This window comes from Pradoshia sp. Z3_51, from assembly GCF_058215915.1.
In genome coordinates this window covers 409,310-423,419 of record NZ_JBZAJC010000003.1, presented here as the reverse complement: position 1 = coordinate 423,419, position 14,110 = coordinate 409,310, and the positions used below count along the sequence as shown (strand labels likewise).

The 14,110-nt window shown below is 38.1% G+C and carries 16 protein-coding genes; 13 read left to right on the top strand and 3 right to left on the bottom strand.

Translation table 11 applies throughout. The annotated features are described in order from the left end of the window. Nucleotides 1-42: 42 nt before the first annotated feature. Nucleotides 43-774 (top strand): pseudouridine synthase, encoded by a 732-nt coding sequence (locus AC4BHA_RS09145; protein WP_066109117.1) that lies wholly within the window; start codon nt 43-45, stop codon nt 772-774. 39 nt (nt 775-813) lie between these two features. Here AC4BHA_RS09145 and AC4BHA_RS09140 read toward each other — a convergent pair whose 3' ends face one another. Next, a complete protein-coding gene (locus AC4BHA_RS09140; protein WP_049669825.1) occupies nt 814-1,035 on the bottom strand; it encodes a DeoR family transcriptional regulator in 222 nt (73 codons plus the stop codon). 376 nt (nt 1,036-1,411) lie between these two features. On the opposite strand from AC4BHA_RS09140, the gene pepV reads away from it, so the two are divergent. From pepV to AC4BHA_RS09100, 8 genes are all read left to right on the top strand, one after another. Then, nucleotides 1,412-2,821 carry a dipeptidase PepV gene (gene pepV / locus AC4BHA_RS09135; protein WP_066109114.1) on the top strand — a complete coding sequence of 470 codons (1,410 nt, stop codon included), beginning with the start codon at nt 1,412-1,414 and terminating at the stop codon, nt 2,819-2,821. 25 nt (nt 2,822-2,846) lie between these two features. Next, nucleotides 2,847-3,701, top strand: coding sequence for a D-amino-acid transaminase (gene dat, locus AC4BHA_RS09130; RefSeq protein ID WP_066109109.1), 855 nt, complete (start codon nt 2,847-2,849; stop codon nt 3,699-3,701). 125 nt (nt 3,702-3,826) lie between these two features. Further along, the gene (thpR, locus tag AC4BHA_RS09125) at nt 3,827-4,387 is read left to right on the top strand and encodes an RNA 2',3'-cyclic phosphodiesterase (protein WP_066109270.1); all 561 of its coding nucleotides are present in this window, start codon (nt 3,827-3,829) and stop codon (nt 4,385-4,387) included. Nucleotides 4,388-4,512: 125 nt separating this feature from the next. Continuing rightward, entirely contained in the window at nt 4,513-4,959 is a 447-nt protein-coding gene (locus AC4BHA_RS09120) for a hypothetical protein (RefSeq protein WP_490558465.1), read from the top strand. A 106-nt stretch (nt 4,960-5,065) separates the two neighbouring features. Further along, nucleotides 5,066-5,509 (top strand): hypothetical protein, encoded by a 444-nt coding sequence (locus AC4BHA_RS09115; protein WP_490558464.1) that lies wholly within the window; start codon nt 5,066-5,068, stop codon nt 5,507-5,509. Between the two features lie 10 nt (nt 5,510-5,519). Further along, on the top strand, nt 5,520-6,449 hold the full coding sequence (locus tag AC4BHA_RS09110; protein WP_148631032.1) for a diacylglycerol/lipid kinase family protein: 930 nt from the start codon (nt 5,520-5,522) through the stop codon (nt 6,447-6,449). A 5-nt stretch (nt 6,450-6,454) separates the two neighbouring features. Further along, nucleotides 6,455-8,590, top strand: a complete 2,136-nt coding sequence (gene pulA, locus AC4BHA_RS09105) for a type I pullulanase (RefSeq protein ID WP_490558463.1) — start codon at nt 6,455-6,457, stop codon at nt 8,588-8,590. Nucleotides 8,591-8,732: 142 nt separating this feature from the next. Next, a complete protein-coding gene (locus AC4BHA_RS09100) occupies nt 8,733-9,509 on the top strand; it encodes a phosphotransferase family protein (RefSeq protein WP_066109102.1) in 777 nt (258 codons plus the stop codon). Here the strand turns inward: AC4BHA_RS09100 and AC4BHA_RS09095 are convergent. Beyond that, nucleotides 9,497-9,799: a YtzH-like family protein gene (locus AC4BHA_RS09095; RefSeq protein WP_077248185.1), complete on the bottom strand. Its 303-nt coding sequence runs from the start codon at nt 9,797-9,799 to the stop codon at nt 9,497-9,499. The two genes, AC4BHA_RS09100 and AC4BHA_RS09095, sit on opposite strands and share 13 nt — an antisense overlap. Before the next feature lie 149 nt (nt 9,800-9,948). Here AC4BHA_RS09095 and trmB point away from each other — a divergent pair, with 149 nt between their 5' ends. Together trmB and AC4BHA_RS09085 are read left to right on the top strand one after the other, a co-directional pair. Further along, entirely contained in the window at nt 9,949-10,584 is a 636-nt protein-coding gene (gene trmB, locus AC4BHA_RS09090) for a tRNA (guanosine(46)-N7)-methyltransferase TrmB (protein ID WP_490558462.1), read from the top strand. Nucleotides 10,585-10,636: 52 nt separating this feature from the next. After that, nucleotides 10,637-11,488, top strand: coding sequence for a YtnP family quorum-quenching lactonase (locus AC4BHA_RS09085; protein ID WP_066109096.1), 852 nt, complete (start codon nt 10,637-10,639; stop codon nt 11,486-11,488). Nucleotides 11,489-11,902: 414 nt separating this feature from the next. Here the strand turns inward: AC4BHA_RS09085 and AC4BHA_RS09080 are convergent, their stop codons facing one another. Next, on the bottom strand, nt 11,903-12,223 hold the full coding sequence (locus AC4BHA_RS09080; protein ID WP_139892783.1) for a hypothetical protein: 321 nt from the start codon (nt 12,221-12,223) through the stop codon (nt 11,903-11,905). A gap of 198 nt (nt 12,224-12,421) precedes the next feature. Here AC4BHA_RS09080 and AC4BHA_RS09075 point away from each other — a divergent pair, with 198 nt between their 5' ends. Both AC4BHA_RS09075 and AC4BHA_RS09070 read left to right on the top strand, forming a co-directional pair. Continuing rightward, the gene (locus AC4BHA_RS09075) at nt 12,422-13,498 is read left to right on the top strand and encodes a M42 family metallopeptidase (protein WP_066109090.1); all 1,077 of its coding nucleotides are present in this window, start codon (nt 12,422-12,424) and stop codon (nt 13,496-13,498) included. Nucleotides 13,499-13,561: 63 nt separating this feature from the next. Next, nucleotides 13,562-14,086, top strand: coding sequence for a DUF84 family protein (locus AC4BHA_RS09070; RefSeq protein WP_066109087.1), 525 nt, complete (start codon nt 13,562-13,564; stop codon nt 14,084-14,086). The last annotated feature ends 24 nt before the right edge of the window (nt 14,087-14,110 follow it).

Genomic DNA, 14,110 nt, shown 5'->3' with positions numbered 1-14,110 from the left:
CAGCATTAGTCTATTCAAAAAAGGAAAATGGGTGATTTTAGGATGAGAATTGATAAATTATTGGCTAACTCCGGTTATGGAAGCCGGAAAGAGGTTAAACAATTACTTAAATCAGGGGCAGTTCTTTGTAATGATGTAAAAATAAGCGATGCTAAAAAGCATGTCAATCCGGATGAGGATGTAATTACCGTTTATGGAGAGCAAGTCAACTATAAGGAATACATTTATTTGTTAATGAATAAACCGGCCGGATACATATCTGCCACAGAAGATGACAGGCTGAAAACGGTGCTTGATTTATTGGAACCTGAAGATGCAAGTAAAAAACCATTCCCTGTTGGAAGGCTGGATCGGGATACTGAAGGGCTGTTGGTTCTTACAAATGATGGGCAGCTTGCTCATGAGGTGCTTGCTCCCAAAAAACATGTTCCTAAAACCTATTACGCAGTTATTCAGGGGATTGTAACCGAGGAAGATATTGAACAGTTTGCTAAGGGAGTTACATTGGATGATGGATATGTAACGAAACCGGGAAAATTAAGGATTCTTACAAGTGGTCCAAGATCTGAAATAGAAGTCATCATAACAGAAGGAAAATATCATCAGGTTAAACGGATGTTTGAAGCTGTAGGAAAAAAAGTAGTGTATTTGAAAAGAATTAAGATGGGCGAGCTTGAGTTGGATGAGAGCTTGAAAACAGGAGAGTACAGAGAAATGACTGAAGAAGAGATCAACCTATTGAATACACGTACTCCGGAAAAAGAAGACCGTTAAAAAGCGGTCTTCTTTTTGTAGGAAAAACTGTTTAAATCATTACGAGGTTAATTTAACTTTCTTTTGAGTGGTGGTCCACTTTCCACGACTGGGGCTGACAACAAGTTCGTTATAAGCCAACACATTTAAGTCCCTCTGAATGGTGCGTGGAGTAATTCCAAATTCATCCACTAATTCTTGGGTTGTTACCGTGCCGTTGCGGACGATGAACATATAAATGGACTTAATTCTGGTAAGCATACGGTTTGTTGAAGGTTTCAAAAAACCACTCCTTATGGATAGTTTCCAATGGCAACATTCCAACCTGCAAGGTATAAAGGCTGTTAACCATCCCACTTAACTAAGTTATCACCTATACAGCACTCCTTTTTTAGGACTTCAAAATACAAGTCCTTCTAGTACTATAATACCCCTCTCTAAATTTTAAATCCATATTTTCCAATAAAATAAAATGAAAATTCACTTAACTATATCTATTTTTGCGATACAGGCACTATGACAACAATACGATATATTTTATTTATTACACTATAAAATATGAACGGCACAGTCATGTGGTTCAACAAAAAATGCTAATCATGCTGAAATTCGATATAATAACGATAAATGATATGACAAAGAAATGAGGGTCACTTTTATGGATCTTAATTGGCAAAAAGAAGTGGAAATGAGAAAAAATGATTTGATTGCCGACACCCAGAAATTACTTCGAATTAAAAGTACACTGGATGAATCTGCATCAACTACTGATATTCCTTTTGGTCCTGGAATAAAGGAAGCGCTTGATTTTATGCTTCAGCTTGGAGAAAAAGACGGTTTTACCACTAAAAATGTTGATAACTATGGAGCTCATTTGGAAATGGGAAACGGAGATGAGCTCCTCGGTATACTTGGACATTTGGATGTAGTGCCTGAGGGAGAGGGCTGGACCAGCGACCCTTATTCAGCAGATATTCGGGATGGAAAAATATTTGCACGTGGCGCGATCGACGATAAAGGACCAACGATGGCTGCCTATTATGCGATGAAGATCATTAAAGAAATGGGCATCGATTTAAATAAAAGAGTTCGATTGATTTTGGGTACGGATGAAGAAAGTGACTGGCGCTGTATGGATTATTATTTTGAAAAAGAAGAAATGCCAACGGTAGGGTTCGTGCCGGATGCTGATTTTCCAATTATCTATGCAGAAAAGGGGATAGCAGATTTCACAATGGATATGAAATCAAAAAGTATACCGGCTGAATCCTTTGTTGTGAAAAGCTTTGAAGCGGGCCAGCGTTTTAATATGGTACCAGAGGCAGCTAAAGCAACTATTTCTCTTAATTTCGATGAGGCGAAAGAGTGGAAAGAAAAATTTGCAATGTACTTGAAAGATCATAATTTAAAAGGTACATATTCCATGTTAGATAATGAGGTCATCTTAACGATGGAAGGGATATCTGTCCATGGTATGGAGCCTGATCTTGGACTTAATGCAGGTCTTAAGCTGGCGGATTTTCTATTCACCATGCCTTTACGTGGGGATGACCGTGCATTTTTTGAATTCATCCATCAGTATTTGAGCAGTGAATCCAGAGGAAGAAAACTTGGTGTAGCTTATTCGGATGATATTACCGGTGATTTAACCATTAATTATGGAATTATTACATATAGAAATGGCGAATTAGGTAAGATTGCCTTCAATATGCGTTATCCTGTGACATATGATTTTGAGAATGGATGGAAAACGATTGAGCAAATCGCTGATAAGCATCAATTTACTGCGACTATAAAAACCCATTTGGGACCTCACCATGTGGATGCAAATAGCCAATTGGTTAAAACTTTGCAAAAAATTTATCACGAGCACACAGGGGAAGAACCTGAGCTATTGGCAATTGGCGGCGGGACGTATGCGCGTGCGCTGAAAAATGCGGTTGCCTTTGGCCCTTTATTTCCGGGGAGGGAAGATGTAGCTCATCAAAAAGACGAATACATCATGATTGACGATTTATTAAAAGCAACAGCTATGTATGCACAAGCTATCTATGAATTAACAAGATAATCTATCACAAGGGGAGTTGGGGGAAATGGATTATATTGTTCACAATGGCGTCCTTTCGAAAAGAGAAACAATTGCCATCGATATAGAAGATCGTGGGTATCAATTTGGGGATGGTATCTACGAGGTTATACGGATTTATAATGGAAAGCTATTTGCGTGGGAAGGGCATAGCAGGCGTCTGTTTGCAAGCGCACAAAAGATCGGCATAGAGATACCCTACAGTCCGAAACGCCTTAAGGAGATTATTGAGGAATTGGTTCTTAAAAATGAGCTGACTACCGGTACTGTTTATCTGCAATTTACACGGGGGGTTTCACCGCGGAATCATGCTTTTCCAGGTAAAGAGGTGGTACCGACCTTTATCGCTTATACAAGAGAATCTGAACGTCCTGTTGTACTGATGGAGTCAGGTGCTGAAGTCTGTATTATTGAAGATAAACGGTGGCTTAATTGCGATATTAAAAGCTTGAACCTTCTCGGTAATATCCTAGCCTTTGAAGAGGCGGTTAAACAGGGATGTAAGGAAGCGATTTTAAACAGAGATGGCATGATAACAGAAGGCAGTCATACGAATGTATCGATTATAAAGGATGGTATTCTGATTACTCATCCTGCAAACAATCTAATTTTAAATGGGATTACCAGGCAGTTGGTTTTAATGCTTTGTGAGGAGCTTTCAATTCCTTACGAAGAAAGACCATTTACACCTGGGGAATTAATGTCGGCTGATGAGGTATTTCTGTCTGGTACCACATTAGAAATTATACCCGTTGTAAAAACCAACGGACAAGCGGTTGGAAAAGCCCCATATACTACAACAAGAAAGCTTCAGAAAGCCTTCCTTGCTAAAATTGAAAATGAATGCGGAAGATTAAAGTAAATGGAAAAGAGTTCAGGGAATACTAACCCTGAACTCTTTTTTGAATAAACATTTTTATTCAAAATCGTCTAAATAGTTAAAATAGAAGGATGGACATTATGTTAAAATATGAAGGAGATAGGCCGATGAATAGACAGAATCATTATTTTTTTGCAATTGAATTACCTAAGGAGATTAAAGAATCATTGCACCAATGGGCTGCTGAATTAGAACGTATGTATGCATTTAAAAGCTGGGTTCATCCAAGCGATTATCATATTACTTTAGCATTCCTTGGCAGTGCCTCTCATAGTATGTTGGATGGTGCTGTGAATTTATTGAAGTCAAGAGCAGAGCAACTTGTTTCATTTCCATTAACGATTAAAGGATTGGGTACATTTGGTATGGTGAATCAGCCAAGAATTCTATGGGCAGATGTGAGGAAACAGCCGATCTTATATGAAGTGCAGAAGAACGTATGGAATGCTTGTACAAGTATCGGCTTTAAGTTGGATACAAAGCCGTTTACACCGCATGCTACGATAGCAAGAAGATGTATGGAGGCAATGGAAAAAGACAGTCTAAGACAACTAGAAGACTCTCTCCCATCTATACCAGAATTTCAGGTACAGCATCTCGTTCTATATCAAACCAATAGCCAATCTATTCCTAAATATGAACCGATCATTAAATTTCCATTGGTGTAAGATATTCATAAACGTAATGGTAGGTTGAATTGATTAAAACATGAAGGCTTTATTGGTCATGATTATGCACATCTAAAATGACCATATAGATTTTAAAGAGACTAGAAAAGGGCAGGGGAAACGGGATGGGACAATTAATTAAACTGCAGGATTATGTATCCCGTTATGAACAGGATATTTATCATTATTCCTCTCAGTTTGTCCGCTTAAAAAAACAGCAGTGGACTAAACTAAAGCAGGCTTATGAAGAAGGAGATATCAATGACTGGCTGATTGGCGGAGAAAACAATGAGATATATCAAAATCAGGATGATCCCATTAAAAAGAGAACTCTCTCGGAGACGTTTAAGAAGATATTTACTAAAAGAGAACAAAGCGAACCTTTTCACGTTCATGAAGGGCAAACTGTTTCAAACAGAGAACAGGAATTGGGACGGTTTTTGAAATTCCCCCCACGAATAGAGAGCGATTTAAAACGGCAATTTTTAGATCGGATTTTTAATTTTCAGCTTAAATGGGCGAGTTCAACCTTAAGAGAAAAATCTGTAAGTAAATGCCAATTATGTATATGACCAGAAACTGCGTTATTTTTTGCAATGCTTTCCTGATAACTGCTTAATTCTTTACAAGCCTGTCTTTCAGTTTAAAAATGCACCGGTCGAATTGGATATTCTGCTTATGACGCCTACGGAAATATGGTGCTTAACTTTTCTTGAAGCAGAAGAGGATGCCGTATTTTTGGCGGACAGGGGAAGATTTTGGACAAGAAAACATCATAATCGGGCAGACAAAAAAGTGTTAAACCCGTATATATCCATAAATCGTATGGAAAGAATCATTAAGAGGATCTTAGAAAGCAAGGAGATTGATATGCCAATCAGGAAAGGAATCATTTGTCGTAATGGATATATCGATGATGTAAATGCCAACCATACAGAGATAATCATCTACAAGCGTTCTTATGCAAGATGGTTTGAGGGCATACGTAATAATCAGTCTCCTATAAAAAACCAACAGCTTAAGTCAGGTCAGGCTCTATTGGACTACTGCAGTACAGCCTACACTATTAGAATGGATTTGGAAGAGGAGTTGGAGGAGCTTGATAGAGAGAGCGGTTTATAGGGAAGCTTTAATGAGCAAGGAGAAGTTCAATTTCATTATAAATCCTGCCGCGAAGAATAGGGGAAGCTTAAAAATTTGGAAAAAGGTAAAAAAATACCTAGAACGTGAAAATATCCATTACCAATATAGGTATACAGAATATGAAGGACATGCCTGTAAAATCACTAGAGAAATTTTGGAAAAGGAGAGTGATTCGTTAATTATTGCTGTAGGTGGAGACGGGACGATTCATGAAGTCATTAATGGTGCTGTCGGATATAAAGAAGCCAGGATATCTTATATTCCTGCAGGATCCGGAAATGATTTTTCAAGAGGATACCAGATTGATAAAAATCCGACTAAAGCATTTAAAAAATTGTGTCTAAATAGTGAAAAAATGACACCAATCGATCTAGGATCCTATAAAACTGACAAACAAGGGTATTTTATGAACAGTTTGGGTATGGGATTGGATGCAGCAGTTACAAAAGCTGTAAATGAGTCGAAATCAAAATATTACTTTAATAAAATAGGCGCTGGAAAGCTTGTTTATTTATATTTCTTTTTTATTAAATGGTTAACATATAGACCAATTGATGTTTCTCTTTCGATAGATGGCCGGGACCTCAACTATAAAAATGTTTGGCTTGTTACGACATCCAATCAGCCCTATTTTGGTGGAGGAATAAAGATTTCACCAAACTCGAAACCAGATGACGGGCTTTTTCATATCATAATCGTACATAATATTTCCAAATGGAAACTGATACTTATGTTCGTCACAGTAGTTTGGGGCGGCCATCTCAAAATAAGGGGAGTACAGGAATTACAAGGGAAGAATATAAAACTTTCTTCTGAGCAACCAGCATTTATTCATGCAGATGGCGATTATATTGGCAATGATAAGGTAGTCGTTAATATGCATCATCATAAAGTAAATATTGCAGCTTTAGGAGAGTGAGTATTGTGTATTCAGATAGGTTTTCAGCTTTTTTGGACGCATTAAACAAAATTACCATCTTAATTCCACTTAATTATCGTGATAACGAAACCCCGACCTTTACGATTTATTTCGAAGGTCAAAAAATTGGCGTATTAAAGGTTGAAGAGGTCGTTCGAATAGAGCATTACATTAAATATATATGTACGGCTCCATTTGAAATACCGCTCGGTGAAGAGTATCAAATAGAGGATGATAAAGGAATAGCCTTTGGACTTCGGACAGGTGCAGTAATCCGGACTCCTGAATTTGATGAACATTATCATTATGATGGAAATGATTTAGGCGCTGTCTATACAAAAGAAAAGACAGTGTTTAAGCTATGGGCACCAACTGCTACCAGTGTAAAGGTTAAGCTAATCAATGATTTTGGGGCCGAAAAAGGAACTGTGGCGATGCAGCGGGGGGAAAGAGGAGTATGGTCATTAACGATTCATAATGATTTAAAGGGTTATTTTTATTCTTATTTGGTTCGTGTCAATTATATTTGGAGAGAAGCAACCGACCCATATTCGAAGGCTGTTTCTGTAAATGGCCAATACAGCGCTATTATAGATCCCGAAAAAATCGAAAGACATTCCTATAAAATTCCTACGTTAGACAGCCATGTCGATGCAATTATCTATGAAACACATGTACGCGACTTTTCTCATCATAACAACAGCGGCATGGATGCCAAGGGGAAATACTTGGCGTTTACAGAAGAAAATACGAAAACAAACAAAGGATATTCAACCGGGATCAGTTATTTAAAGGAACTTGGAGTTACTCATATTGAACTCTTGCCGGTTAATGATTTCTCAGGGGTTGATGAAACAGTCATTGGTAAGGAGTATAATTGGGGTTATAATCCGCGTCATTTTAATTCTCCAGTAGGAGTCTACAGCACAAATCCGCATCTGCCGTTCAATCGAATAGAAGAATTAAAGGAATTGATTAAGAGTCTTCATAAAAATGGACTTGGCGTTATTTTGGATGTTGTTTATAATCATGTATTTCAAAAGGAATTGTCTAACTTTGAGAAAATCGTACCTGGCTATTATTTCCGCTATGATTCAAACGGAATGCCTTCAAATGGCAGCGGCTGTGGAAATGATGTAGCATCAGAACGATTTATGGTCCGAAAATTCATTATAGCCTCCATTAAATATTGGTTGGAGTATTTTCAGGTTGATGGATTTAGATTTGATTTAATGGGCTTACTAGACTTGGATACGATGAAGGAAATAGAACGTGTGGTAAGAGAAATAAGACCGGATGCCATTCTCATCGGAGAAGGCTGGGATTTACACACAGCACTCCCTGCTGAGCAAAAATCAACGATTGCAAATGCTCATAAATTAACGGGTATTGGATTCTTTAATGATCGCTTTAGAGATACGATTAAAGGAAGTAATTTTGATTTAAAAGATATCGGCTATATTTCCGGTAAAAGAGTAGAGCCGCATGATTTCTTTGAGCTTGTGACCAATACAGGTACCGAATATCCATTGACATCGGTACAATCAGTCAATTTTGTGGAATGTCATGATAATCACACATTATGGGATCGCCTTCAGGTGGCTAATGGGTTGGAGTCAAATGAATTAAGGCAGCGCCGTCATCTTTTTGCTACAAGTATTGTCTTGCTTTCACAAGGTATTCCATTTTTGCATAGTGGACAGGAATTTTTTAGAACAAAACAAGGAATCGAAAATAGTTATTGTTCACCGGATTGGATAAATGAACTTAATTGGGATCTAAGAGAGCAACATGATGAAACAATATCTTATTTAAAATGCTTGATACAAATTCGAAAAAGCCATGGTGCATTCCGTTTTCGAACACGTGAAGAAATAGAAAGACATATGAAAATTGTCGATATTCATGTTAATTGTCATGCCCTGATGTATGAAAATGTCGGTGAATATGGAAGCTGGAAAAATATTTTAGTAATCTTCCACCATGCTGAAAAGGAAACAGCAATCACTCTGCCAAATGATACTGAATGGGATATTCTTTGTGATAGTTGTGCTGATGGACAAGGAGACCGTATAATCAGGAAAAGCATAAGAGATTATACCCTTGAACCTTTGCGAACATATGTGTTTGTTCAGGAATAATAGTCAGGAACACTTGACGAATGTGTCCCTAACCTACTAAAATTTAATAAGATGGCTATTGGAAAAAAGCAGTCAATGGCTGTCTTTTTTATTTTTACATACAACCATGCCAGAATAGATTAGATTATTGAAGGTGAATACCATGGATTATTTAGGGCAAGAGTGGGAGATAACCCCTGCCGGAGGAGCAACAGGTGAAGCGTTTATTGCCAGGCATGATGAGCAAAGACTATTTTTAAAAAGGAATTCGTCTCCTTTTTTAGCTGTGCTTTCCGCTGAAGGAATAGTGCCAAAACTGATCTGGACCAAGAGGCTTGAAAATGGAGACGTGATTACTGCTCAGGAATGGATGAATGGTAGAGAATTACATCCTACTGAGATGAGTGAAGAAGCGGTTGCTGAATTGCTTCAGAAAATCCATCTTTCTAAACCTTTATTAAACATGCTTCGACGCCTAGGTAAGACAGCCCAAACACCTACACAAATCCTAATGTCCGTAAAAAATTCCCTTGATAAGGAATTAGAAAATCATCCAAGTATTCAAAATACGATTGAATTTATGGAAAGACATATACAGGATGTCAACAGTGACCAGCAAGTTGTATGCCATGGTGATATTAATCATAATAATCTCCTTATTTCTGACAATGGTGATCTATATTTGATTGATTGGGACGGTGCAATTATCGCAGATCCGGCTATGGATATCGGTATGCTATTATATTCCTATGTTAAACAAGAGCATTGGAAGGAATGGCTATCCAAATACGGATTAGAGCTCACTGAAGACCTTAAGTTAAGGATGAAATGGCATGTGCTTGCACAGGTTATACAAAATATAGTCTTGCACAAACGAAAAAACCGGTTGCATGAAATGAACCGGTATATCGAATATTTAAAATTTGCTCAGGAATATTGATCAATGTCTCGAACCCAGCCAGAGAGTTGCTGCTGGTGTGCTTCTATATGACTTTCTAGGTTGGCGGCATGTATACCGCTTTGGCTGTATTGGTAAATCTCATCAAGTACAGCTTTTGTATTTACATCAAGACCGGGTTGAACCATCAGGGATTTAACAGTTCTCTCAAGCTGTTCAACTTCTGATTGTGAACCGCAGCAATCTTCTTGATGATTATTTAAAATATCTTTTACTAACATCCAATGATGATTTTGTGATAATGGCAAATTATCCACAACCCTTCTCTTCATATTCAATTTTAGGTTGTGAAAGTTTAGCCAAATTTATTCATATTTAACCGGCATATGCCGGTTTTTATTATGTTTTAACTAATAAGCATGGTATTTTATGAAATGTTATGCTACTCTTTTTTTACGTATTTTAGCGGAGGTGCACAAATTTGAGACAACGTTATAAACCATGGGCTAAGGATAAGCTAATGGCCAATCCTTATTATTGCATTCAGGAGCCGACTACTAAAAAGGGTTCATGGAATGAAGTGTTTGGGAATAATAATCCGATTCATATAGAAGTAGGTACTGGTAAAGGACAATTTATTAATGGTATGGCTGCACAAAATCCGGATATTAATTATATCGGTATTGAATTGGCAGAGCGTGTGATTGTTACAGCACTAGATCGATTGCTGGATTCTAATCTTCCAAATGTGAAGTTGCTGAATGTGAATGCCGAAGAGCTTCCAAATATTTTTGCAGAGGGAGAAGTTTCCCGTGTTTATCTGAATTTCTCTGATCCATGGCCTAAGAAACGTCATGAAAAGAGAAGATTGACGTATAAGACATTCCTTGATCTATATAAAGGAATTTTGCCGGAGCATGGCGAAATTCATTTTAAGACAGATAACAGAGGATTATTTGAATACTCACTTGTAAGCTTCTCGCATTATGGGATGACATTAAATGAAGTGAGCTTGGATTTACACAACAGTGATATGGAAGGCAATATTATGACTGAATATGAACAAAAATTTTCAGCAAAGGGCAATCCAATTTATCGTTGTGAAGTCTCCTTTTAATCCTATGGTTTTTTGATCTGTCAACACACTTATAAAAAGGGGCTTATAGATTATGGAAACTTTGCAATTTGGTAAGTTTACATTAACCTGGTTGAATGGCGGAGATACTCATATGGATGGTGGAGCCATGTTTGGAGTGGTTCCGAAACCATTATGGTCAAAACGTTATCCTGTTAATGAATTGAACCAAATAGAGTTAAGGTCGGACCCCATCTTAGTACAGACAGATCATAAAAATTATTTAATCGAAGCTGGCCTCGGCAAAGGGAAGCTGTCGGAAAAACAAATTAGAAATTATGGTGTCAGTGAAGAGTCCAAGCTCGAGGAATCCTTGAGCAGGCTCGGAATGACCTATTCGGATATCGATGCAATTCTGATGACTCATATGCATTTTGATCATGCCTGTGGGCTGACTGGTTATCAGGAAGGCGAATTGATCAGCCTATTTCCTGAGGCAACGATTTATACCTCGAAAATTGAATGGGAAGAACTTCAGAATCCCAATATTCGTTCCCGTAATACCTACTGGGAAGAAAATTGGAAGCCAATTGTTACACAGGTCGAAACATTTGAAGGTGAAGTATTAATCACTGAAGGACTGAGGATGATTCATACAGGCGGCCACAGTGACGGTCACAGCATTATCGTGCTCGAGGACAATAATCAACAATTAATTCATATGGGAGACCTTATGCCAACGCATGCCCATCAGAATCCTCTATGGGTGCTGGCTTATGATGATTACCCGATGGATTCCATACATGCAAAAGAGAAATGGATTAAACAAGGAATTGAAAATAAAGCATGGTTCACTTTTTATCATGATTATGCTTACCGTGCCATCAAATGGGATGCAGACGGAAAAGGAATAATCGAAAAAGTTGAGCGAAATCGACCAGAATAAAGGCTGTCCGGTAGGTCACTTGTTGGTGACTTATCGGCGCTTTTTTTTACGGGCTATTAGTTTAATGTGGTGGTATGCTGCGGTTATGAGGCATCCAATATCTAAAATTCCCGCTCAATCAATATCTTTTTCGCTCATAAGAGGGGAAATTCGCTCGATAAATTCTGCTTTCGCGCATAAAATAGGGGAAATCGCTCAATAAACCTTGCTTTCGCTCATAAAAAGGGGAAATCGCTCAATAATCACTGTTTTCGCTCTTAAAAAAGGGAAATCGCTCAATAATTCCTGATTTCGCGCATAAAATAGGGAAAACATATAATTCTCCTTCAAAATTACTACTATCTTATTGAAACGCCTAATGAAATAAAAAAATAGAAGGGGGAAAAGTGATTTTCCTCCTTCTACCATTTTTAATTAATGTACTTGTTCGTAAAAATCGATGATTGTTCCTGTTGTTGCATCCGCTATAAATTCATACTGCGTAGATTCAAGGCCTTCTTGCTTTGTAAGCCCACCTTTGTATACATCATAATCCAATTCATTTTTTGTATACTTTTCAGGCTTCATCATAATCCATGAGCCTCTGATGGTCTCTCCGCCTTGTCCAAGTGTACTTTTAATAGTGGACAAAATCTTTTCAGGAGAAGTAATATTGCTTTGATTTGTTAATTCTTTAACGACATAACCTGCTGCAAATCCTGCTGCAACACCTGAAATAAATGTTTTCCAATTCACTTATATTCCTCCAATCAAATGGGTAATAGCTGTTATTTAACATTTGCTTGGTTAATCTATTCCCGTTCATTATACATTTTAAGCTTAAATAGTGCCATCTTTTAACCAACAAACTCCATGTATGTGGTATTTGGAAGTATGATTCTGTAGAATGAGAATAGAGATTATAGAAAATAACATGGTAAAGGGGATACATATATGAAGCAATCTACTCTAGATTTATTTAAGACTCTTACCGAGATTCCAGGAGCACCTGGATTTGAACATGAAGTTCGTTCGTTTATGAAAAAGGAATTATCCAAATACACAGATGAAATCATTCAGGACGGCCTTGGCAGTATTTTTGGTGTGAAACGCGGAAATGACCAAGGACCAAAAATTATGGTTGCCGGACATATGGATGAGGTTGGTTTTATGGTAACCTCTATTACTCCTGAGGGGTTACTTCGTTTTCAAACGCTTGGAGGCTGGTGGGGTCAGGTGTTGCTGGCACAAAGAGTGCAGGTATATACTGAATCAGGCCCTATTATCGGTGTTGTCAGTTCGATTCCGCCACATTTGCTGAGTGAGGCCCAAAGGTCCAAACCTATGGAAATCGGTAATATGCTGATTGATATTGGTGCTGATGATAAAGAGGATGCAATTGCAATGGGAGTGAAACCAGGTCAGCAAATCATCCCATATAGTGAATTCACTCAAATGGCCAATCCTAAAAAAATTCTGGCAAAAGCATGGGACAATCGGTATGGCTGCGGATTGGCGATTGAACTACTGGAAGAGCTTCAAAATGAGACATTGCCTAATATCCTATACAGCGGTGCTACTGTTATGGAAGAAGTCGGTACGAGAGGCGCGGGTACAGCGGCGACGATGATTGATCCTGATATCTTCTTTGCATGTGATGCAAGTCCTGCAAATGATATGTCAGGCAGTAAATCTGTATTCGGTTATCTCGGAAAAGGTCCATTACTTAGAATATATGACCGTACAATGGTCATGCATAAAGGGATGAGAGAATTTATCTTGGATACTGCGGAATCGAATCATATTCCATATCAATATTTTGTTGCTCCAAATGGGGGGACAGATGCAGGGAAAGTACATATTACAAATCGCGGTATACCAAGTGCCGTAATTGGTATATGTTCACGGTATATCCATACGCATGCCTCCATTATTCATATTGATGACTATGCTGCAGCAAAAGAATTATTGGTTAAATTAGTTAGAAGCTGTGATAAAACAACCGTTGAAACGATTAAACAAAACGGTTAATAAAAGAGTTGAGAAGGCAGAGGCATCTATCTGTCTTCTTTTTTAAAGAAAGGATGCAGATTAATGGTTAAAATTGCTTTGGGCACTAAAAATCCGGCGAAAATTAAGGCTGGAGAATTAGCGGGCCGGGAGTTATCAGCTGAGCTTGTTCCGGTTAATGTATCATCTGAGGTAAATGAACAGCCATTCTCGGATGAAGAAACAATTGAGGGTGCTTTAAATAGAGCAAGAAATGCGATGAAGGAAGTTCAGGCTGAATTTGGGCTGGGTCTTGAAGGCGGAGTGGTGAAAACGCCTTATGGATTGTTTATATGCAATTGGGGAGCACTAGTCACGAAAGAAGGCAAAAGCTTTGTCAGTGGCGGTGCACGTATCAAATTACCGGAAAGTATTGCTGAGGAGTTATACTCGGGCAGAGAGCTTGGGCCGGTTATGGATGAATATACAAAGAAACAGGATATCAGGAAGTCAGAAGGAGCTGTTGGTGTATTCTCAAACGGCCGTATAACAAGAGATCGTATGTTTGAGCACATTATTGAATTATTAGTTGGTCAGTATGAGTATCATTTAACAGTAAAGAAGTCGTGATGAGGAGAGTTTAGGAGTCTTAGT